The 21,439-nt window shown below is 72.1% G+C and carries 20 protein-coding genes; 1 reads left to right on the top strand and 19 read right to left on the bottom strand.

Going from position 1 to position 21,439, the window contains the following annotated elements:
- Positions 1–39 precede the first annotated feature (39 nt).
- From BN39_RS12425 to steA, 13 genes are all read right to left on the bottom strand, one after another.
- Positions 40–1,362 (bottom strand): MFS transporter, encoded by a 1,323-nt coding sequence (locus tag BN39_RS12425; protein WP_019202732.1) that lies wholly within the window; start codon positions 1,360–1,362, stop codon positions 40–42.
- Between the two features lie 4 nt (positions 1,363–1,366).
- Positions 1,367–2,809, bottom strand: a complete 1,443-nt coding sequence (gene der, locus BN39_RS12420) for a ribosome biogenesis GTPase Der (RefSeq protein WP_019202731.1) — start codon at positions 2,807–2,809, stop codon at positions 1,367–1,369.
- Positions 2,806–3,498 (bottom strand): (d)CMP kinase, encoded by a 693-nt coding sequence (gene cmk, locus BN39_RS12415; protein WP_192814874.1) that lies wholly within the window; start codon positions 3,496–3,498, stop codon positions 2,806–2,808. Before cmk ends, der begins: the two co-directional genes overlap by 4 nt.
- Positions 3,499–3,503: 5 nt before the next feature.
- Positions 3,504–4,433, bottom strand: a complete 930-nt coding sequence (locus tag BN39_RS12410) for a pseudouridine synthase (protein ID WP_019202729.1) — start codon at positions 4,431–4,433, stop codon at positions 3,504–3,506.
- Between the two features lie 42 nt (positions 4,434–4,475).
- A complete protein-coding gene (locus BN39_RS12405; RefSeq protein ID WP_019202728.1) occupies positions 4,476–5,090 on the bottom strand; it encodes a hypothetical protein in 615 nt (204 codons plus the stop codon).
- 761 nt (positions 5,091–5,851) lie between these two features.
- Entirely contained in the window at positions 5,852–6,592 is a 741-nt protein-coding gene (gene scpB / locus BN39_RS12400) for an SMC-Scp complex subunit ScpB (protein ID WP_019202727.1), read from the bottom strand.
- Complete coding sequence (locus tag BN39_RS12395) at positions 6,589–7,530, bottom strand: ScpA family protein (RefSeq protein WP_019202726.1); 942 nt, start codon at positions 7,528–7,530, stop codon at positions 6,589–6,591. The genes scpB and BN39_RS12395 overlap by 4 nt, the downstream gene beginning before the upstream one ends.
- Positions 7,527–8,417: a ParA family protein gene (locus BN39_RS12390; protein ID WP_086010313.1), complete on the bottom strand. Its 891-nt coding sequence runs from the start codon at positions 8,415–8,417 to the stop codon at positions 7,527–7,529. The genes BN39_RS12395 and BN39_RS12390 overlap by 4 nt, the downstream gene beginning before the upstream one ends.
- 58 nt (positions 8,418–8,475) lie before the next feature.
- Positions 8,476–9,438: a site-specific tyrosine recombinase XerD gene (xerD, locus tag BN39_RS12385; protein ID WP_019202724.1), complete on the bottom strand. Its 963-nt coding sequence runs from the start codon at positions 9,436–9,438 to the stop codon at positions 8,476–8,478.
- 35 nt (positions 9,439–9,473) lie between these two features.
- Complete coding sequence (locus tag BN39_RS12380; RefSeq protein WP_019202723.1) at positions 9,474–10,124, bottom strand: NUDIX hydrolase; 651 nt, start codon at positions 10,122–10,124, stop codon at positions 9,474–9,476.
- Positions 10,117–11,856: a CTP synthase gene (locus BN39_RS12375; RefSeq protein ID WP_040767896.1), complete on the bottom strand. Its 1,740-nt coding sequence runs from the start codon at positions 11,854–11,856 to the stop codon at positions 10,117–10,119. Before BN39_RS12375 ends, BN39_RS12380 begins: the two co-directional genes overlap by 8 nt.
- A gap of 65 nt (positions 11,857–11,921) precedes the next feature.
- Positions 11,922–12,842 carry a copper transporter gene (locus BN39_RS12370; RefSeq protein WP_019202721.1) on the bottom strand — a complete coding sequence of 307 codons (921 nt, stop codon included), beginning with the start codon at positions 12,840–12,842 and terminating at the stop codon, positions 11,922–11,924.
- Complete coding sequence (gene steA / locus BN39_RS12365) at positions 12,843–14,033, bottom strand: putative cytokinetic ring protein SteA (RefSeq protein ID WP_019202720.1); 1,191 nt, start codon at positions 14,031–14,033, stop codon at positions 12,843–12,845. It abuts the gene before it with no gap.
- Positions 14,034–14,362: 329 nt separating this feature from the next.
- Here steA and BN39_RS12360 point away from each other — a divergent pair, with 329 nt between their 5' ends.
- Entirely contained in the window at positions 14,363–15,382 is a 1,020-nt protein-coding gene (locus tag BN39_RS12360) for a questin oxidase family protein (protein WP_019202719.1), read from the top strand.
- Between the two features lie 75 nt (positions 15,383–15,457).
- Here the strand turns inward: BN39_RS12360 and recN are convergent, their stop codons facing one another.
- From recN to BN39_RS23695, 6 genes are read right to left on the bottom strand one after another with little or no spacing between them, the layout of a single operon-like run.
- Entirely contained in the window at positions 15,458–17,245 is a 1,788-nt protein-coding gene (gene recN / locus BN39_RS12355) for a DNA repair protein RecN (protein ID WP_019202718.1), read from the bottom strand.
- A gap of 3 nt (positions 17,246–17,248) precedes the next feature.
- Positions 17,249–18,148 (bottom strand): NAD kinase, encoded by a 900-nt coding sequence (locus tag BN39_RS12350; RefSeq protein WP_019202717.1) that lies wholly within the window; start codon positions 18,146–18,148, stop codon positions 17,249–17,251.
- Positions 18,148–18,963 (bottom strand): TlyA family RNA methyltransferase, encoded by an 816-nt coding sequence (locus BN39_RS12345; protein ID WP_040767892.1) that lies wholly within the window; start codon positions 18,961–18,963, stop codon positions 18,148–18,150. The genes BN39_RS12350 and BN39_RS12345 overlap by 1 nt, the downstream gene beginning before the upstream one ends.
- Before the next feature lies 1 nt (position 18,964).
- Positions 18,965–19,162 (bottom strand): hypothetical protein, encoded by a 198-nt coding sequence (locus BN39_RS12340; protein WP_148281483.1) that lies wholly within the window; start codon positions 19,160–19,162, stop codon positions 18,965–18,967.
- Positions 19,159–20,145 carry an HAD-IIA family hydrolase gene (locus BN39_RS12335; protein ID WP_019202714.1) on the bottom strand — a complete coding sequence of 329 codons (987 nt, stop codon included), beginning with the start codon at positions 20,143–20,145 and terminating at the stop codon, positions 19,159–19,161. The genes BN39_RS12340 and BN39_RS12335 overlap by 4 nt, the downstream gene beginning before the upstream one ends.
- Positions 20,142–20,786, bottom strand: coding sequence for a hypothetical protein (locus BN39_RS23695; protein WP_019202713.1), 645 nt, complete (start codon positions 20,784–20,786; stop codon positions 20,142–20,144). The genes BN39_RS12335 and BN39_RS23695 overlap by 4 nt, the downstream gene beginning before the upstream one ends.
- Positions 20,787–21,439 lie beyond the last annotated feature (653 nt).

Genomic DNA, 21,439 nt, shown 5'->3' with positions numbered 1-21,439 from the left:
ATCGACGTCACCAGTCCCAGCGGTACAGCGGCCCGGAATTCAGGCGAGCGCGCGATCGCGCGGCGGGCGGACGCGCAGCAGCAGGACGAGGCCGAGCCCGAGCACCACGATGATCCCGCCGATCCCGGCGCGGTCGGTGCCGAAGGCCAGGATGAAGGTGCCGAACATGAGCGGCCCCAGGAACGATGCGGCGCGCCCGGTGGTCTGGTACAGGCCGAACATCTGTCCCTCGCGGCCGGGCACCGACATCCGCGCCAGCATGCTGCGCGCCGACGCCTGGGCGGGCCCCACGAACACCGTGAGCATCAACCCGAAGACCCAGAACATCGCCTCGCCGCGGACGAACAACAGGATCGTCCCCGCGATCAGCATGCCCACCAGGCAGGTCACGATCACGGGTCTGGGGCCGAAGCGGTCGTCGAACCGGCCGGCCACCACGGCGCCGAGCGCGGCCACGACGTTCGCCGCCACACCGAAGATCAGCACCGTGGACTCGCTCATCCCGTACACCGAGTGTGCGAGCACCGCCCCGAACGTGAACGTCGCGGCCAGGCCGTCCCGGAACACCGCCGAGGACACCAGGAACCACACCACGTTCCGGTCCTCCTGCCACAGCTCCCGGACCGTCGCGAACAGGTCCCGGTACGCGCCGGCGACGCCGCGACGCGGCGCCGCCGTCGGATCCGGGGGCAGCTCGGGCACGAGGAACAGGACGGGCAGCGCGGCGAGCCCGAACCACACGGCCGCGAGCAGCGCCACGAGCCGGATGTTCAGCCCGCCCTCGGTGGGCACGTCGAGGAACCCGCGGGTGGGCCCGTCGCCGGCGATGAACCCGTAATTGCACAACAGCAGCAGGAAGATGCCGCCGAAGTAGCCGCAGGCCCAGCCGATCCCGCTGACCCGGCCGATCGTGGCGGGCGTCGAGACCTGCCGCAGCATCGCGTAGTACGGCACGTTCGCCAATTCGAAGGCGACGGTCCCCAGGGCCAGGAGAAGCAGCCCCAGCCACAGGTACTGAGATTCGTCCCGCACGAAGAAGCAGCCCGCCGTGCACGCGGCCACCACCGCGCTCCACACGGCGAGCGAGAACCTGCGGCGCCCCGCGGCGTCGGAGCGCCCGCCCAAGACGGGCGCCAGCACCGCCACCAGCACGCCGGACGCGGCCATCGCCCAGGACAGCCAGCTGGTCGCGGTCGGCGGCCCCTCGATGTCCTCCCCCACCGCGCCGGTGAGGTACACGGTGAAGACGAAGGTCGTCATCACCGCCTGGAAGGCGGCACTCCCCCAGTCCCACGTACACCACGCCACCACCTGGCGGCGGGGCACCGTCGAACCGACCAGCCCCTCGGCCGGAGCGCTCACCGCACTACTTCCGCGCGCGCTTCTCGCGGACCCGCACGTTCACCCGGACCGGCGAACCGTCGAATCCGAACTCCTCACGCAGGCGGCGCTCCAGGAACCGGCGGTACCCGGCCTCCAGGAACCCCGTGGTGAACAGCACGAACGTCGGCGGCCGGGTGGCCGCCTGGGTCGCGAACAACACCCGCGGCAGCTTGCCGCCGCGCAGGGGCGGCGGGGTCGCGGCCATGACGTCGCGCAGCCAGTTGTTGAGCCGGCCGGTGGGAACGCGCTTGTCCCACGACTCCAGCGACGTCTCGATCGCGGGCACCAGCTTCTGCAGGGCGCGGCCGGTCTGCGCGGAGATGTTCACCCGCAGCGCCCACGGGATCTGCACCAGCTCCCGGTCGATCTCCTTCTCCAGCAGGTACCGGCGGTCCTCGTCCACGAGGTCCCACTTGTTGTAGGCGATCACCAGCGCGCGGCCCGATTCGATCACCATGGACAGCACCCGCAGGTCCTGCTCGGTGATCGGCTGCGACGCGTCGATCAGCACGATCGCCACCTCGGCGGCCTCGATCGCTCCCTTGGTGCGCAGCGACGCGTAGAACTCGTGACCGCTGGCCTGGTTCACCTTCTTGCGCAGGCCGGCGGTGTCGATGAACTTCCACGTCCTGCCGCCGAGCTCCACGAGCGAGTCCACCGGATCGACGGTGGTGCCCGCCACGTTGTCCACCACCGAGCGGTCCTCGCCGGTGAGCTTGTTGAGCAGCGAGCTCTTGCCCACGTTCGGCTTGCCGATCAGCGCGATGCGGCGCGGCCCGGTGCCGCCGGTGCCCTCGCGCGGCGTCTCGGGCAGCTTCTCCAGGATCACGTCGAGCAGGTCGCCCGTACCGCGGCCGTGCGCGGCGGAGACGGTGTGCGGCTCTCCCAGGCCCATCGACCACAGCACCGCGGCCTCCGCCTCGGTGCGCTCGTCGTCGACCTTGTTGGCCACGAGGATGACGGGGGCCTTCGAGCGGCGCAGCACACGGGCGACGGCCTCGTCGGTCGCGGTGGCTCCCACGGTGGCGTCCACCACCACGACGATCGCGTCCGCGGTGCGCATCGCGACCTCGGCCTGCGCGGCGACGGCTTGCTGCATGCCCTTGGCGTCGGGCTCCCAGCCACCGGTGTCCTGCACCAGGAACCGGCGCCCGGACCAATTGGCCTCGTAGCTGATCCGGTCGCGGGTGACGCCGGGGACGTCCTCGACCACGGCCTCCCGCCGGCCGAGGATGCGATTCACCAGGGTCGACTTGCCCACGTTGGGCCGCCCGACGATGGCGACCGTCGGCAGCCGCATGGCCTCCTGCGCGGCCTCGGCCTCGAGGTCCGCGAAATCGCCCTCGTAGTCGGCGAAATCACCCTCGTCCTCCCAGACGCCGTCCTCGGTGCCCGCGCCGGCGAACTCGAAATCGTTGTCGCTCATGGCGTCACCTCTCCGCTCCGGGAGACCTGCAGCGCACGGTCGGCCACCTCGGCCACCGCGGCGACGGTCTCCTCCAACGTCATCTCCGACGAGTCCAGCTCGATCGCGTCCTCGGCGGGTCGCAGCGGCGACACCTTCCGCGTCGAGTCGAGCCCGTCGCGGCGCTGGACGGACGCCAGCACCTCGTCGTACTCGCTGGGCAGGCCCAGCTCGGTGTTCTGCGCGTGCCGGCGCTGGGCCCGGGCCTCGGCCGACGCCGTCAGGTACACCTTCACCGGCGCGTCCGGGAACACGACGGTCCCGATGTCGCGGCCCTCCACCACGATCGGCGATGCGTCGTCCTCGGCGATCGCGCGCTGGTAGTCGACGAGCTGCTCGCGCAGCTCCGGCACCGCGGACACGGCCGACACCGCCGCGGTCACGTCGTCCTCGCGGATGCGTCGGGTCACGGAGACCCCGTCCAGCTCCACCTGTTCGCCGAGGGGGTCGCAGCCCATCGCGAGCGGCAGCCCGTCGGTGCTATCGGCGATCGCGGCGGGATCCGTGAGATCCACGTCGTGGTCGAGCACCCACACCGTCGCGGCCCGGTACATCGCACCGGTGTCCAGGTAGCGGGCGCCGAGGTTCTCGGCGAGCCGCCGGGCCACCGTCGACTTGCCCGTCCCCGACGGTCCGTCCATGGCAACGATCAACGTCACAACCCCACCGCCTTGTACAGGGAGTGCACCTCGTCGCGGCCCAGCACCCGCAGCGTCCCGGGCCGCTGATCGCCCAGCGCCACGCTCCCGACGTGGGTGCGCACCAGTCGCTGCACCGGGAATCCGACCTCGGCCAGGAGCCGGCGCACGATGTGCTTGCGGCCCTCGTGCAGCACGACCCGCAGCGTCGACTTCCCGTCGCCGGCCTCGAGCACGGAGAACCGGTCCACCTTCACGGGGCCGTCCTCCAGTTCGACGCCCTGCCGGAGCGTGTTGCCCAGGCGCCGCGGCACCTCGCCGAGCACGGAAGCGATGTACGTCTTGGGCACCTCGTACGACGGGTGCATGAGCCGGTGCGCGAGGTCACCGTCGTTGGTGACCAGCAGCAGCCCCTCGGTGTCGGCGTCGAGCCGGCCGACGTGGAACAGCCGCTGCCCGGCCGCCACCCGCTCGGCCACGATGTCTCCGACGCACGGGCGTCCCATGTCGTCGCTCATCGTCGACTGCCAGCCCCGCGGCTTGTTCAGCGCGAGATGCACCAGGCTCTCGTTCACCACCACGCGGACGCCGTCCACCCGGACCACCGCCACCGACGGGTCCACGCGCATGCCCTGTTCGGTGACGATCATCCCGTCGACCTCCACGCGGCCGTCGGCGATCATCTCCTCGGCGACGCGGCGCGACGCCACGCCGGCCTGCGCGAGCACCTTCTGCAGCCGGATCTTCTCCCCCTCACCACCCGGGTTCGACGGTGCGCGGTCATCCGGGTCGACGATCGGGACGTTCTGGGTGCGTGCGGGTTTCGCGTTCGACAGCCGGGGCGTGTGCCCCTGCTTCGGCCCCTGACGCGGGGCCTGCCGGCGTTGCGGCTTGTCGTTCCTGCGGTTCCTGTCCGGTGTGCCATCACGGCGAGCGGGTCTGTTCATGATGCATCCATCATCGCAGGAAGCAGCCGAAATCGGTATTCGTCAGCGGGGTGCGCTGCGCGTGGCGCCCAACGGTCGGTTCCGGCGGCCCATGAACAACACCGACGCGGCGACCGAGGTGACCACGAGCGTGCTCACCAGGCCCGCCTTCGGCGGGAAGAACAGCGGATCGCCGCCCTCGTTCCCGCCGGTGAGCTCATCGAGGCCGCCCGTCATGATCGACGGGAAGACCCACACCAGGATCGCCAGCACCGCGGCGAGCCCCTGCAAGCCGCTCGCGATCGCCCGGCCGCGGACGGCGAACGCCGGACGCACCGTGGCCAGGATCACCAGGATCAGGGCTGCGATCGCGAGCCCCGCGGTGGCGTAGCCCCACGGGATCACCGCGTCGGCGACCATGCCCGACTCGGCGAAGCCCCCGGCCGCCACCTGGTCGGCATCGAGTCCGGTTCCGGTCAGGACGAGCCGGCCGGTACCCGTGAAGCTCCACGGGAGACCGACCTGCCCGACCTCGAATCCGAGCCACGGCGCGGTGGCCGACCAGACCGCCACGGCCGCAGCGGCACCGGTGAGGACGAGCGGCCACCAGCGGCGGACCGTCGGGGCGATCCCGCCCAGCGGGAACGCCTCCCGGAGTACGGCTGACATGTCGGGCATGGACTCGACCCTAACGCCCGCGCCACTTGTACCCGGAAACCGCAGCATCCACGCAGGACCCGAGTGCGGTATCCGTCGACAAGTGGGCGCCCGGGATCCGATCGGGCAGCTGGTGCGTCCAATGGGTATGCAGCGGAGAACGCGGGAACTACTGAACGAGCACTCGGAGTACTGTGCGCGGCGCCTGTTCACGCCGGTGATCCACGGCGTTCGCCAGCCGGGCGAAGCCGAAGTATGTCTGCGCGATCGGCTCGATGCGCTCGAAATGGTGTACCCCCGTTGCGTATTCACCGGCTGGTCCGCGGCTGGTCTGCATGGCATCCAGTACGCGGAGGGCCACCCGCCGGAGATCTGGCTGCCATCGCAGCGTCGCCGACAGGGGGTGATCATCCGCACCGGCCGGCTCCCCGCCGACGACATCGAGGACGTTCTCGGCCGTCGCGCCACCTCAGCCGTTCGCACAGCGTTCGACCTCGGCCGGCACGAGTACCGTGATCAGGCGATCGCCGCCATCGAGCAGTGTGTCCGCCCGAGCGAGTTCGGCATCGCGGCGACCACGGTGGCGGAGATCGAGGCGTACATCCGTGACCGTCCGGGAGCGCACAACGCCAGGGCGGTGCGGCGCGCGCTCGGGGAGGGGGTGCCCGGCGCGCAGTCACCGTGGGAGACGTTCACCCGGCTCGCCGTGCACCGATCGGGGCTCGTGATGTTCGAACCGCAGTGCCCGATCCCGGGAACCGCGCTGTACCGAGCGGCGGCGGTCAGGCGTCCGGATCGAAGCCGATCGTGTCGGCGCTCTTGCGGCTCAGTCGGGCGAAGCGGGGCTCGGAATCCAGGTCCGAGCTCAGGTCCTCGATGACGTCCACCTCGGGCAGCAGCGGGGCGAGCGGGGGCAGTTCGTCGAGCGAGGTGAGGCCGAGGCGTTCCAGGAACAGCTCCGTGGTCGCGTACGTCGTGGCGCCGGCGTCGGAGCCCGCCTCGGTGATCAGCCCGCGGGCCGCGAGGGTGCGCATCACGCCGTCCACGTTGACGCCGCGGACCGCGCCCACCTGGGACCGGCTCACCGGCTGCCGGTACGCGATCACGGCGAGCGTCTCGAGCGCGGCCCTGGTGAGCTTGGACCGCACCCCGTCGAGCAGGAGGCGCTCGACGTACGGCGCGTACTCCGCCCGGCTGTACAGGCGCCACCCCTCGGCGCTCTCCCGCAGTTCCATCCCGGAGCGGCGGTCGGTCAGCTCGGCGGCCCATGCCCGCAGGTCGGCGGTGACGCGTTCCTCGGGCTCCTCCAGTGCTGCGCCGAGCGCCTCGGCGGTCGCGGGCGAGTCGACCACGAGCAGCAGGGATTCGAGCGCGGACCGCAGCTCGTCGGCCTCCATGCCCTCGACGAGGTGGAACCCGTCGTCCGGCTCCCCGCCGGGGGAATCCGCGTCGGGCGAGTCCGCGTGGGGTTCCGCCGCGGGCTCGACGGCGTCACGGCCGTCCTCGGGTGTCTCGTCGCTCACTCGTCCTCCTCCGACGGAACGTCGTCGTACTCGTCCACGCCGCCGCCGATCGCGTCGTCGTCGCCCTTCTCCCCCGACCATCGCACCTTGAGGTCGCCGAGGGCCTCGGGCTGGTCGAACAGGACCGCGCGCTCGCGGTACAACTCGAGCAGCGCCAGGAATCGGGCGATCACGGCGATCCCCGTCTCGCAATCGGAGACGATCTCGGCGAAGCCGGACCAGTGGTCGGGGTTGCGCCGCAGCCGCTCCGCGATCACCTTGGCCTGCTCGGGCACTGACACCTTCGGCACGTGCAGGTGCGAAAGCCCCACGGTGGGCTTGTGTTTCGGGGTGAACGCCGAGGCGGCGACGAGGGCGAACTGCTCGGGCGTGACGCCGATCCGCACGGGCGGCACGAGACCCTCGAACCGCGCCTCCAGGCCCACCGACCGCGGGTAGCGACGGTTCGCCTTCGCTTCCAGTTGCGCCATGAGCTCGGCCACCTGCTTGTAGGCGCGGTACTGCAGGAGCCGCGCGAACAGCAGGTCGCGCGCCTCCAGGAGCGCGAGATCGTCCGCGTCCTCCACCTCGCCGGCGGGCAGCAGGCGGGCGGCCTTGAGATCCAGCAGGGTGGCGGCCACCACGAGGAACTCGGTGGTGGCGTCGAGGTCGGCGGCGGCACCGAGGTGCCGGGTGTACGCGATGAACTCGTCGGTCACCTCGTGCAGCGCCACCTCGGTGACGTCCATCCGCCGGGCGCCGATCAGCTGCAGCAGCAGGTCGAAGGGGCCCTCGAAGTTCGCGAGCTTCACCGTGAAGCCGGACGGGGCCTCGGGCTCGGCACTGCCGGTGTCGGCGTCGCCCGTCAGGGCGTCGGGCGGGGTTCCTGCGGCGGCGGGGGCCACCGGCTCGACGGGCTCGACCGCCTCGATCGGATCGGCGTCGGTGGGTGTCGTCATTTCTCCTGCGCGATGACCTCACGCGCGAGGGCGCGGTACGAATCGGCGCCCGCCGATTTGGGCGCCCACGAGATGATCGGCTCCCCGGCGACGGACGTCTCCGGGAACCGCACGGTGCGGGAGATCACCGAGTGGTAGACGGCGTCGCCGAACACCTCCACGACCCGCGCCATCACGTCCCGCGAGTGCAGGGTGCGGGCGTCGAACATCGTGACCACGATGCCGGCGAGGTCCAGGCGCGGGTTCAGGCGGTCCTTCACCTTGTCCACGGTGTCCGTGAGCAGCGCCAGCCCTCGCAGCGAGAAGTACTCGCACTCCATGGGGATCAGCACCTGGTCCGCACAGGCGAGCGCGTTCACCGTGAGCAGGCCGAGGCTGGGCTGGCAGTCGATCAGGATGTAGTCGTACCGGTCCAGCACCGGATACAGGGCGCGGCCCAGGGTCTGCTCGCGGCCCACCTCGTTCACCAGCTGGATCTCGGCGGCGGAGAGGTCGATGTTCGATGGCAGCAGGTCCAGCCCGTCGACGCGGGTGCGCAGCAGCACGTCGTCGGCGGAGATCCGCGACTCCATGAGCAGGTTGTGCACGGTCCGTTCGAGTTCGTGGTGCGCCACGCCCAGGCCCGCGGACAGGGCGCCCTGCGGGTCCAGGTCGACGAGCAGCACGCGGCGGCCGTAGGAGGCCAGTGATGCGCCCAGGTTGATCGTCGTCGTGGTCTTGCCCACGCCGCCCTTCTGGTTGCACACCGCGATCACCCGCGCCGGCCCGTGGCTCGTCTTCGGCGTGGGTTCGGGGAACTCGACGCGGGGACGTCCCGTGCGGTCGAGGTCCTCGTCCGCCGCCCCGGACGGGGGCGCGTGGTGGTGCTGCAGCTCTCCCAGGTCCAGGCCCGGGTTCTCCGCGTCCGGCGCTGCCGCCACTAGCCCACCTCCTCGTGTCTCGGTTTCACCTTAATGCCCTCGGGTGCGCCTGCGCGTACACCTCCCGCAGTGCCTGCACCGTCACCAGTGTGTACACCTGTGTCGTGGTGACCGACGCGTGCCCGAGCAACTCCTGCACGACGCGGACGTCGGCGCCGCCCTCCAGCAGGTGCGTGGCGAACGAGTGCCGCAGGGTGTGCGGGGACACGTGCGTCGTCGTGGTGTCGATGCCCGCCCGCTCGGCCGCCGATGCGAGCACCTGCCAGGCCGACTGCCGCGACAGCCGCCCGCCTCGAACGTTGAGGAACAGAGCGGGATTCGCGCGTTTCACCAACGCCGGCCGGCCCCGCACGAGGTACGCGTCCACGGCCGCGAGCGCGGGCCTGCCGATGGGCACCACCCGCTGCTTGCCGCCCTTGCCGAGCAGCACCACCGACCGGGAGTCAGCGTCGATGTCGTCCACGTCGAGCGCCGTCACCTCGGAGATGCGGGCGCCGCAGGAGTACAGCAGTTCCAGCAGGGCACGATCGCGCAACCGGCTCGGCGTGTCGGACTCCGCGGGCCGCCCGTCGGTGCCGCCGCCGGCGGCCTCGAGGAGGGCGATCACCTGATCCACCGGTAGCGCCTTGGGGAGCCGCTTGGCGGCGGCGGGCGGGCGGACCTCCCGCGCGACGTCGGCGTCGGTGTACCCCTCGGCGGCGGCGAAACGGTGCAGCCCGCGGACCGCGATGAGCGACCGCGCCGCCGAGCTGGCCGCGAGCGGCGGATGGTCCCCGGAGCCCTCACGGAGCGCGACGAGGAACCCGCTCACCTGCTGGGCGGTCACCGACCGCAGGTCGTCGATCGCGAGCCCGCGCAGGTATTCCCGGTACCGCGACAGGTCGCGACGGTAGCTGCTCAGCGTGTTGGGCGCGGCGCCGCGCTCGACGGCGAGGTGGTCGACGTAGGCGCGCAACTGATCGTCGAGCGGAGCATCCCCGCCCGACACCCGCGATGGAACACGCGCACCGGCCGTCACCGTCGTTACTGCCCGTCCTCCACCGGCCTGCCCTTGCGGGCGGCGAGCGCCGTGGGGCGCCCGGGCCACGGCGCGTCGGAGCTGCGCAGCGGCGTGTCGTCGTCGGTGACCATGGTGGCAGCGAGGATGGCGCTGACCGACGTGGAGTTGACGATCTCCCCGGACAGCACCATGCGCACCGCATCGGGCATGGGGATCCACTCGACGGTCATGTCGAGCTCCTCGTCCTCCTGCTCGGCCATCTCGCAGTAGCGCAGGTCGGTGGCGAGGTACACGCGCACCATCTCGTCGGTGAACCCGGGAGACGGCGCCAGGTCCACCAGGACGTGCCACTCGCGGGCGCCGAGCGCGGTCTCCTCGGCCAGTTCGCGCTTCGCGGCGGCGACGGGCTCCTCCTCGCCGGTGTGGTCCAGCAGGCCGGCGGGGATCTCCAGGAGTCGGCGGCCCATCGGGTGCCGGTACTGGTTGACCATCGCGATCGCGCCGTCGTCGTTCATCGCGACCACGGCGACGGCGCCGTCGTGTTCGACGACGTCGCGGATCGCGGTGCCGCCGCCGGGCATGGTGACCTCGTCGCGGCGGACCGCGAAGATCGGCCCCTCGTAGACGGTTTCGCCGCCGACGGTCTCGAAGTCGTGGAGAGTCCGGTCAGGCATCGACGGTGTCCTCGCCCGACGGTTCCTCGTCGACCAGGCCAGTGCCGTGCACGTCGACGGGGAGCTCCTCACCGGCGCGGTACTTCAGGGCCGCGCCGACGAACGCCGCGAACAACGGGTGCGGCCGGGTGGGCCGCGACTTGAGCTCGGGGTGCGCCTGCGTGCCGACCATGAACGGGTGCACGTCCTTCGGGTACTCGACGAACTCCACGAGGTGCCCGTCGGGCGAGGTCCCGGAGAACTTCAGGCCGGACTCGGCGATCGTGTCGCGGTAGGCGTTGTTGACCTCGAAGCGGTGCCGGTGCCGCTCGGAGACCTCGGTGGCGCCGTACGCGTTCGCGACGATGGAACCGCGCTCCAGCGCCGCCGGGTACGCGCCGAGCCGCATGGTCCCGCCGAGGTCGGCCTCACCCGCGACGGCCTGTTCCTGGTCGGCCATCGTCGAGATCACCGGGTACTGCGTGTCGTCGTCGAACTCGGTGGAGCTGGCGCCCTCGAGGCCGGCCGAGCGCGCGGCCTCGATCACGATGCACTGCAGTCCGAGGCAGAGACCGAACAGCGGCAGGCCCCGCTTGCGGGCGTACCGGATGGCGCCGACCTTGCCCTCGATCCCGCGAATGCCGAAACCGCCGGGGATGAGCACGCCGTCGATGTCGCGCAGCGCCGCCGCGGCGCCCGCGTCGGTCTCGCAGTCGTCGGACGGAACCCAGCTGATCTGCACCTTGGCCCAATTGGCGAAGCCGCCGGCGCGCAGCGCCTCGGTCACCGAGAGGTAGGCGTCGGGAAGGTCGATGTACTTGCCCACCAACGCGATCCGCACCGTCTCGCGGGGCTCGTGGACGCGCCGCAGCAGGTCGCCCCACACCGTCCAGTCCACGTCGCGGAAGGGCAGGCCCAGCTTGCGCACCACGTAGGCGTCGAGCTGGTTGCCGTGCAGCACCTTCGGCACGTCGTAGATCGACGCGGCGTCGGGGCAGGAGATCACGCCCTCGACCTCCACGTCGCACATGAGCGCGATCTTGTTGCGCTGCCCCTCGGGCACCTCGCGGTCGCACCGCAGGACCAGCGCGTCCGGCGTGATGCCGATGCTGCGGAGCGCGGCGACGGAGTGCTGGGTGGGCTTGGTCTTCAGCTCGCCCGAGGCGGCGAGGTACGGCACCAGCGACACGTGCAGGAAGAAGACGTTGTCGCGGCCCACGTCGTGGCGCACTTGGCGCGCGGCCTCGAGGAAGGGCTGCGATTCGATGTCGCCGACGGTGCCGCCGATCTCGGTGATCACCACATCGGGCGCGATGCCCTCGGAATCGGGTGCCTGCATCGCGAGGATGCGGGACTTGATCTCGTCGGTGATGTGCGGGATCACCTGGACGGTGTCGCCCAGGTACTCGCCGCGGCGTTCCTTGGCGATCACGGTCGAGTACACCTGGCCGGTGGTGACGTTCGCGATCCCCGAGAGATCGCGGTCCAGGAACCGCTCGTAGTGACCCACGTCGAGGTCGGTCTCGGCGCCGTCTTCGGTGACGAACACCTCACCGTGCTGGAACGGGTTCATGGTGCCCGGGTCGACGTTCAGATACGGGTCCAGCTTCTGCATCGTCACGCGCAGGCCGCGCGCGGTGAGGAGCTGCCCCAGGCTCGAGGCGGTGAGCCCTTTACCCAGCGAGGACGCGACGCCCCCGGAGACGAAAATGTGTTTCGTGGCCACACGTGCGGTGGCGCGAGGAGAAGGCAACGAGACTCCCGTATTCGAGCGGACAAACCTGCTTCATCTACGGGACTTCAGCCTATCACCTGCCGTTAGCGGACGCCCGATCCATAGGCGCGGACGTCGCCGCGCGTCGCCTGCACGAGAGCCAGCGCGGTCGAGACCTGCCCGACGGTGGTGTCGACGTCGTCGACGGTGGCGAGCTTCGCGCCGAGTTCCCTGTCCTGGCGGACCACGACGATCGGCCCCGCACCCTGCGCCGATCCGCTCCGGCCGGCGAGCACCGAGCCGTCGCCGTGCCTGGACAGGCCCGCGGCGAGACGCCCGATCCCCTGCCCCTGCCCGGCCTGCTCGGCGGACACCGTGCCGCCCGTCACGACGATCGCGGCGCGCGCGCCGGGCACCGTCGGGCCGTCGTAGCCGAGGAAGCCGGCCTGTTTGAGCGCGGCGAGCGCGTCGGTGCGACCCGTCGACGGGGGGTCGACGCGGCCCTCGGACAGGAGGACGGAGCCGAGGAGGTCGCCGGCGCGGGCACGGGGGTCCACGAGCGAGGCGTCGACGGTGGTGCCGACGGGCGCCGCGTTGTCGACGACGCCGCGGAGCCGCTCGGACTGCGCGTCGTCGTACAGGGCGGCGGTGAGCGTCAGATCGCCGGCGACGGTGCCGCCGGCCTGCGTCACGCGCCGCGAGATGCGCTCGACGTCCCCCTTGTCGGCGCCGGGGGCGACGACGAGCAGGACGGGGATTCCCGCAAGGCCGCGGCCCAGCGTGGCGGGCGCTGCGGCGTCAGCGAATCCGTCTGCGGCACGGGCTCGTTCGGTCAGTTCACCGTTCCGCTTCTCGAGGTCCTCGACCTGCCCGCGCAGGTCCTTGAGGTCGCCGTCGGTGGTGAACCGGGCGAGGACGCCACCACCGAGCGCGAGCCCGACGGCGAGCGCCAGCAGGATCGCCGCCCAGAACAGGGCGGGCCGGCGGGCGCCCGGCGTGCGGAGGCGACGGGACGGCCGGGGCACCTAGAGTGCCCGGAACTGGCCCTGGACCCAGAGCGCGAAGCGGTTCCACTGGTCGACGACCCACTCCAGCAGGTCGTGCCCCTGGTTGGAGACCAGCACGGCGGCGACCACCGCGACCAGTGCGGCGAGGATGAACAGGGCCACCGCCCCGCCGTGTCCGCGGCTGCGGTACAGCGTGGCGACGGCCTTGCCGTCGACCAGCTTGTTGCCCACCTTGAGACGGGTGAGGAACGTCGAAGGGTTCGAGTCGCGGCGGCCGGCGTCGAAGAACTCCTCCAGCGAGGCCGGGTGGCCGACCGACACGATGAGCGAGGCGCCGTGGTGGTCGGCGATGATCAGCGCGAGGTCCGCGGCCGAACCGGTGGCGGGGAAGGTCATGGCGCCGATCCCCAGGTCCTGGATGCGCTCGAGGCCGGGCGCGTGGCCGTCGGGCGCGGCGGGCAGCACGACCTGCGCGCCGGAGCGCAGCGTGTTGGTGGTGATCATCTCCGGGTCGCCGACGATGAGATCGGGGCGGTAGCCGGCCTTGACGAGCGCGTCGGCGCCGCGGTTCACGCCGATGAGCACCGGCGCGTACTCCTTGATGAAGGGCTTGAGCCGCTTGAGGTCCTCGGTGTGCTCGGGCCCGTCGGACACCACCAGAACGTGGCGGTTGTTGAGGTTCACCTCGACGTCGGGGATCCCGACCCCGTCGATGAGCAGCGGGGACTCGACCCGGATGAACTCGATGGTGTTGCCCGCGAAGGCCTCCAGGTGATCGACCAGGCCCGAGCGGGCGGCGAGCATCCGGGAGGTGACGGCGCTGTCGGTCAGCTCCTCCCCCTCGGCCAGCTCGCGCTCGCCGGCGTAGACGACGCCCTCGTGGACGCGCACCTTGGCGCCGTCCTTGATGCGGGCGAAGATCTCCTTGCCCGCGTCGTCGATGAGCTCGATCCCGGCGGCCGCCAGCACCTCGGGGCCGAGGTTGGGGTAGCGGCCCGAGATGAACGGCGACGCGTTCACGACCGCGACGACCCCCGCCTCGACCATGAGGTCGGCGGTGGTGCGGTCGAGATCGAGCTCGTCGCACACCACCACGTCGCCGGCGCCGATGCGCCGCAGCAGGCGGGTGGTGTCCTTGTCGACGCGGGCGGTGCCGACGACACCGGGGAGGTTCGCCGTGTTCCGAGCCAGCAGACCAGTGAGCTTCATGGCTGCCATACTGCCCCGCCAGTCACACGAATCACGGGAGGCGCGCCGACAACACGAGAAACTTTGAACAACTTCCGCCGCACCCGTTCGACTCAGTCCGCGCCGACGACGATCGCCCCCAGGCCCCCAGGCCCGCGCCGCGCCGCTCCGCGCCGCTCCGCGGGATGCCCGTCTCCCAGCCGGGAGAAGGCGTCCCCTGCCTGAATCGCCCTCCCCCATGCAGCTGTTGAGGGGACGCCGAAAAACCATGGGGACGCCTTCTCCTGGCGGGGAGACGAGGGGCGGCGGCGCCTTGACCTCAAGCGCGCTTCATACGCTGGCATGGACTCATGACGGCACAGGACGAACTCGACGAGGCGTACCAGCGGCTGCAGCGCACCGGCCCCGAATTCCAGGGCTTCCTCAGCAATCACGGCCCGATGGTGGTCGAGGCCCTGGTCCGGCGCGGCCGCGAGGGAGAGGTGTCACGATGGCTCGACGGGTACGTTCCCAAGCTCGACGGTGCGCCACACGTCGCACGGCCGGCACGGTGGCCGGACGACCTCGGAGACCCGGCGGCGCTGGGCGCCTGGATCGCGACGTTCACGGTCGCGTTGCAGGCGGGGCCGTGGAAGGACGTGCTCGCCGAGTGGTGGCCCCGCCTCCTCCCCGGCGTGGCGGCGGGCGCGACCCACGGCGCGATCCGCGTGGGGCACGCGGTCGACGCTCTGCTGACGTGGGGTGAGACGCCGGAGCGGAGCGGGGAACTCGCGCAGGCGCTCGGCTACTGGGCGGCCCGGTGGCGACCGGTCCCGCGGACGGCCACGCCCGCGGGCGATCTGTCCGCCCCCGACGCGCTCGCCGCGGTCCCACGCGTGCCGCACCCCGACGGTGGGATCGGTGAACGTCTCCGGCAGCTCGACGATCTCGGCGGCTGGCCCTCGGCACAGCGCGCCCTCGCGCCCGGCGACGCCGAGGAGCAGTTGCGCGGAGTCGTCACCGCCGCCGTCCTTCGCTACGCGACCCACGCGCACGGAAGCCCGGTGATGCTGGTGCACGCGGCCACGGCGCCGAACGCGCTTCGCCGGGCCCTGCGGGCGCTACCGGAACGGTTGCACGCAGCGACGGCCGCGGCCGGCTGGTCCGCGGCGGCGGCGATCTTCGCCGCGTACGGCCCCGACGAGGCCCGCGGCCTCCACGCGGGGGACGGCGCCGGCACGGCGGACGACATCATCGACCGGGCGACGCACCACGGAGACGAGCACGTGATCAAGCTGACCGACACCGCCCTCGACGTGCTCACATGGACCGGCGACGTGCGCGCCGCACAGGCCGCATCGGTCGCGTCCCGTGCGATCCCTCGCGGGTGAGTTCTGAAACCGGCGCTCAACGCGGTCAGGATGGATATGCCTCGCCCTGCCGCGATCAAGGCCCGGTTTCCGACGTCAGGTACCCGCGTGGGCGCCGGTCTGGGTGACCTTGTCGGAGTCGGCGGCCTCCAGGAGTTCCTCGGCGTGCGCACGGCCGGTGTCGGAATCGCCCAGGCCCGCGAGCATGCGGGCGAGTTCGGCGATCCGCTCCTCGCGGGACAGCGCCGTGAGCGTCGACGTCACCGAGCCCTTGCCGGTCTGCTTCCCGACGGTGAGGTGGGTGTCGGCGAACGCGGCGACCTGCGGCAGGTGCGTCACCACGATCACCTGGTGCCGCTGCGCGAGCGCGGCGAGCCGGCGACCGATCTCGACGGCCGCCTTGCCGCCGACGCCGGCGTCCACCTCGTCGAACACCATCGTGAGGCCCTGCTCGGTGGCTGCCAGGACCACCTCGAGCGCGAGCATGACGCGCGAGAGTTCGCCCCCCGACGCGGATTTGCCGATCGGAAGAGGATTCGCACCGTCGTGCGCGACGAGCCGGAACTCGACGGCGTCGGTCCCGTGCGCACCGGCGCGGCGCGGCGCACCGTCGACGGTGACGGGGTTGGGCTCGCCGTCCCCGGCTGCCTCGGGCGAGACGTCGACGGTGATCGACGCGCCGCCCATGGCCAGCTTGCGCAGCTCCCCCGTGACCTTCTTGCCGAGCGCGCCCGCGGCCTTGGCGCGCGCCGCGGTGAGGGCGGACGCCGCGGCGGCGAGCGACTCCTCCAACTCGGCGACGCGGGACTGCAACGCTGCCAGCCCCTCCGCGGAGGTGTCGATGCCGGCCAGGCGTTCACGCGCCTCGTCGGCCCAGGCGATCACGCCGTCGATGTCGGGCGCGTACTTGCGGGTGAGCGTCTTCAGCTCGGACTGCCGCAGCAGCAGCGATTCCAGTTCCGACGGGTCGCTCGGCAGGTCGGAGAGGTACGACCCGAGCTCCGTGGCGATGTCGCCCGCCACGGTTGCGGCCTCGTCGACCCGTTCGGAGAGCGAGCGCAGCGCCGCGTCGTCCGATCCGGACAGTGCGGCGCGGACGGTGCCGAGAAGATCGAGCACGGCCCCCGCACCGTCGGGCGCCTCCCCGCCGTAGCCTGCGCCGGTGAGTGCGGCGTAGGAGGTGTCGGCGGCCTCCCGCAGCGAGTCGAGGTCGGAGAGCCGCTTGATCCTCTCGATGGTCTCGGTGTCCTCCCCGGCCAGCGGGGAGACGCCGTCGATCTCGGCGAGCGACGCGGTGAGGTGGTCCTGTTCCAGCGCGAGTTCGCGTGAGCGCGTGGTGCGGTCGGCGAGTTCTGCGCGGGCGGCGAGCCACTCCTCGCGCACAGCCTGGTACTTCCGCAGCGCCTTCTGCGCGGGTGCCCCCGCGAACGCGTCGAGGAGGTCCCGCTGCCGCTCGGGCTTGAGCAGCCGGAGCTGATCGTTCTGGCCGTGCACGGTGAGCAGCGGGCCCGCGAATTCGGACAGCGTGCCGACGGGCACGCTGCGCCCGCCGAGGTAGGCCCGGGAGCGTCCGTCGGCGGCGACGCTGCGAACCGCGATGACGGCGTCGTCGTCCAGTTCGCCGCCGGCACCGTCGACCACGTCCCGCACCTGGCCGGCCGAGCTCGCTCCGTCGAGCGAGAACCGGCCCTCGACCACGGCCTTGTCGGCACCGGCACGGATCCTGCCGGGGTCGGCGCGCGCACCCGCGAGCAGGTGCAGGCTGGTGACCACCATGGTCTTGCCCGCACCGGTCTCTCCGGTGAGCACCGTGAGCCCCGGTGCGAACTCCGCCGCGGCGCGTTCGATGACGCCCAGCGACGAGATGCGGATCTCTTCGAGCACCTGCTATCCCCCGATTCCCGTGCCGTCCCGGGGCTCGCCGCCGTCCTGGCGGCCGCGCCATCCGGTGATGGGTAGTTGGAACTTGTGCACCAGCCGGTCCGTGAACGGCGCGGCGCCGAGCTTGATGAACCGCACCGGGTCCGCGCCGCGGCGGATCTCGATGCGTCCGCGCTCGGGCACCTCCAGGGTGCGCCGCCCGTCGCAGAAGGCGATCGCCTCGTGCCGTCGGCTCTCCACCTCGATCGCGATGGTGGAGCGGGGGCTCGTGACCATCGGCCGGGAGAACAGCGCGTGCGCGTTGCTCGGCACGATGAGCAGCGCCTCCAGATCGGGCCACATGACGGGGCCGCCCGCGGAGAACGCGTAGGCGGTCGACCCGGTGGGGGTCGCCACCAGCAGGCCGTCGCATGCGAAGCGCGAGACCGGGCGGTCGTCGACCTCGGTGACGAGCTCGAGAAGGCCCTGGCGAGAACGGTTCTCGACGGACACCTCGTTGAGGGCCCACCCCTCGGCCACCAGATCGTCGCCGTCGTGGATCGCGACGTCGAGGGTCATCCGCGGGTGCACGGTGTAGCGCCGGTGCACGAGGTCCCCGATGGTCTCGGGCACGGTGTCCACCTCGGACTCGGCGAGGAAACCGACGTGCCCGAGGTTGATCCCGATGATCGGGACGTCCGCGCGACGGGCGAGCTCGGCGCCGCGCAGGAAACCGCCGTCGCCGCCCAGCACCACGACCACCTCACAGCCGACGGCGGCGTCGTCGGGCGCCTCCTGGACGTCGCTCTCCAGCTTCATGTTCACGCCGGCGGCGTCGAGGAGCTCCCGGATCTGGGCGACCGTGGCGCCCACGTCGCTGCGGAGCGTGTGCACCACCACGAGGAACGTGCGTTCGGTCAGTGACATCACTGCGGTCCTTCCGACACGGCGGCTGCGATCAGGTCGTCGACGTCGTCGGGGAGCGTCACCGGACCCTCCTCGCGGCGCAGCCGGAGGAAGTACTCGACGTTGCCCGACGGCCCGGGCAGCGGACTCGCCCGGACGCCGAGCATCCGGAGCCCGGATTCCGTTGCGGCCCTGGCCACCCCGAGCACGGCGCTCGCCCGGAGCTCGGGCTCGCGAACGACGCCGCCCGAGCCGACGTTGCCCTTCCCGACCTCGAACTGTGGTTTGACCATCGGCACCACGTCGCCGCCGACGGCGGTGCACCGCGCGATCGCGGGCAGCACGAGGGCGAGGGAGATGAAAGAGAGGTCGCCGACCACGAGGTCGACGGGCCCGTCGAGCATCGCGGGCTCGAGGGTGCGGACGTTGGTGCGGTCCATGACGGTGACCCGTGGATCGTCGCGCAGGCGCCACACGAGCTCGCCGTAGCCCACGTCCACCGCGTACACGCGCTCGGCGCCGCGGTGCAGCAGCACATCGGTGAAGCCGCCCGTGGAGGCGCCGGCGTCGAGGCACCGTCGTCCCCGGACAGCCACCTCGGGGAACGCGTCGAGCGCTCCGATCAGCTTGTGCGCACCGCGGGAGGCCCACTCCACCTCGCCGGCCACGGCGGTCACGTGCACGGGGTCGGCGGGATCGATCTGGTTGGCGGCCTTGCGGGCGGTCTGCTTGTTCACGGTGACCCGCCCGGCCTCGATGAGCTCGCGCGCGTGTTCCCGCGATCGCGCCATGCCCCGGCGCACCAGCTCGGCGTCGAGCCGCACCCTGCGGGCCACGTCAGGCCCGTTCCACGCTGTCCAGCGCGTCGACCAGCAGCTGATGGGCTTCTTCGAAGAGGGCGGACTGCCGGCCGAGCTGCGCGAGCTCGCCGACGCCCGCGACGGATCCACCCAGGTCGTCGACCGGCGCCGCGTCGAGTTCGTCGACGCGGTGCATGAGGTCCTCGACGGCGGTGCGCACATCTTCGGGATTCATCGAGTCCACGGTATCGGACCCGTTCCCGCGGAACGCTCGCGGACGGTGTGCTTCAGCGTGGCGCGGCGTTCCTGCGGCACTCCCCGGGCGGCGGCGATCGCGACGTAGGTCGCGCCGGCCGGGTCGGCTCCGGGTTCGCCGGTCACGACGAGCTCGTCACCGTCGACGGTGGCGGTCCATCCGTCGCGCGGCCCGGGGACCAGGGCCTCGCGGGGCCCGTGCAGCCCGGCGAGGGTGTCGGCGATGTAGGTGGGCTGGTGCCGGTCCGGCGCGACGACCACATCGGCCGCGTCGTTGACCCCGGTTAGCACCAGGTAGGTGTCGAAGCCGGCGGCATTGCCGCCCTCGATGTCGGTGTCGAGCCGGTCTCCGACCACCAGGGGCGTCGACGCGCCCGTGTCCGATGCGGCGTCGAGGAGGATCGGGGCTCCGGGTTTGCCCGCCACCTCCGGGGTACGCCCGGTCGCGTTCGCCACCGCGGCGACCATGGAACCGTTGCCGACGAGCAGGCCGCGATCGGTGGGGAGGGTGGCGTCGGTGTTGGTGGCCACCCAGGTGGCGCCGGCGCGGATCGCGAGCGCCGCCTCGGACAGCAGCGCCCACCCCGTCTGCGGGCTGTGCCCCTGGACGACGGCCCGGGCCTCCTCGGCGGTGTCGACCGGCACGAGCCCGCGCGCGACGACCTCGTCACGGAGCGCGTCCGCGCCCACGACGAGCACGGAGGTGCCGGCCGGTACGAGGGAGGCGAGCAGACCGGCTCCGGCCTGCGCGCTCGTCACCACGGAGTCGTCGGGCGCGGCGAAGCCGAGGTCCCGCAGGTGCTGCGCGACGTCCGACGGTGCGCGGCTGGCGTTGTTGGTCACGTAGGTGACGGGAAGGCCCTCGAGCGCTTCCGCGGCACCCGGAATGGCCACGGCTCCGGCGTAGACGGTGCCGTCGAGGTCCACCAGGAGGCGGTCGTACGCGCCGACGAGCGCCGTCACTCGTCCGCCGACAGCTCGGCGACGCGGTCCTCGGCGTCGGTGTCCTCGTCCTCGTCCGCAGCGGCGGCGTTGAGGAACCAGGTCAGCGCGTCGTCGCGGCGTCCGGCGCCCAGAAGGCACTCGGCGTAGGTGTAGAAGAGCCGCGCGGCGTACAGGCCGCGGCGCGCGGGGTCGAGGTCCTCGGCCTGCAGCGTGACCACGGCCTTGTCGAAATCACCCAGGTCCATGCGCGCACCGGCTTCGACGATCCGCAGTTCCGTGCGGTCGTCGCCGGTGAGGGTCGCCGCCTCGTCGCCGCGGGCGGTCTCGATGGCCTTCTCGGGGCGGCCGAGGCCGCGCTCGCTGTCGGCGATCATCGGCAACAGGTTCACGGCGCCGCCCATGCGCTTGGCGGCGCGGAGCTCACTGAGGGCCTCGGCCCATTCGCCGTTGACGTACGCGGCGATCCCGCAGGCCTCGCGGACGGCGGCTATACGGCCGGCGCGCTCACGCGCTGCCCGGGCATGCGCCAGAGCGGCCGCCGGGTCGCTGTCCAGCAAACGCCCGGTCATGACGAGGTGGGACGCGACGAGTTCCGCGTTCGCCTTGTCGAGGCTCAGCAGGTCGCGACGAACGGCACCGTCGAGTTCCTTGGGGTCCACATCGCGCGGGATGTTCGGCTCACCGGCCTTGGTCCGCGGCCGGTCGGACCGGTCGTCGCGCCGCGGCCCGGTGCCCGGGCGCCCGCCCGGTCCGCCGGGACGGGAACCGTTGCGCGAGGGCCCGCCGGCGCGGGCGCCGCCGCGCCGGTCGCCCGACGGTCCGCCACCCCTCCGGTCCCCGGAGAACCCGCCGCGACGATCGCCCGACGGTCCCCCTCCGCGACGATCGCCCGACGGTGCACCACCCCGGCGGTCATTGGACGGTCCGCCACCCCGGCGCTCGCCCGAGAATCCGCCACGACGGTCGCCGCCGCGGTCGTCACGGCGCGCGCCCGACAGGTTCTGGCCTCCGGTGCGCTCGCCCGAACGCCGGCCTTCCGAGTTCCGGTTGTCGCGCGGAGATCCGCCACGTGACGAATCTGCGCCGCGGGTACGGTCACCGGGGTCGCGCTGACCGGAATCGCGATCTGCTGGGTTGACGAACCCCGCCCGCTGCCGGCGCTCCGCGCCTCCGCGACCCGAATCCTCTGCCACCGTGCACCCGCTTCCCGCCGCCACCCGGCGACTCGTCCCCATCACTGTACTTCCATACGGCGAAGGCCCCTGGGAGTGGAACACTATTGTGTTCGACACGATCCCAGAGGCCTTCGACC

It is taken from the genome of Tsukamurella sp. 1534 (assembly GCF_000312385.1).
In the GTDB taxonomy this organism is placed as follows: Bacteria; Actinomycetota; Actinomycetes; order Mycobacteriales; family Mycobacteriaceae; genus Tsukamurella.
Note: the sequence above shows the minus strand (reverse complement) of the source record. Positions and strands in the feature narration are given on the sequence as shown.

Coding starts and splice junctions, on each gene's coding strand:
- der (WP_019202731.1), bottom strand. CDS start 2,809: ATGAGCGACAACGATTTCGAGTTCGCCGGCGCGGGCACCGAGGACGGC.
- BN39_RS12410 (WP_019202729.1), bottom strand. CDS start 4,433: ATGAACAGACCCGCTCGCCGTGATGGCACACCGGACAGGAACCGCAGG.
- BN39_RS12405 (WP_019202728.1), bottom strand. CDS start 5,090: ATGCCCGACATGTCAGCCGTACTCCGGGAGGCGTTCCCGCTGGGCGGG.
- BN39_RS12395 (WP_019202726.1), bottom strand. CDS start 7,530: ATGACGACACCCACCGACGCCGATCCGATCGAGGCGGTCGAGCCCGTC.
- BN39_RS12380 (WP_019202723.1), bottom strand. CDS start 10,124: ATGCCTGACCGGACTCTCCACGACTTCGAGACCGTCGGCGGCGAAACC.
- steA (WP_019202720.1), bottom strand. CDS start 14,033: ATGAAGCTCACTGGTCTGCTGGCTCGGAACACGGCGAACCTCCCCGGT.
- BN39_RS12360 (WP_019202719.1), top strand. CDS start 14,363: ATGACGGCACAGGACGAACTCGACGAGGCGTACCAGCGGCTGCAGCGC.
- BN39_RS12350 (WP_019202717.1), bottom strand. CDS start 18,148: ATGTCACTGACCGAACGCACGTTCCTCGTGGTGGTGCACACGCTCCGC.
- BN39_RS12340 (WP_148281483.1), bottom strand. CDS start 19,162: ATGAATCCCGAAGATGTGCGCACCGCCGTCGAGGACCTCATGCACCGC.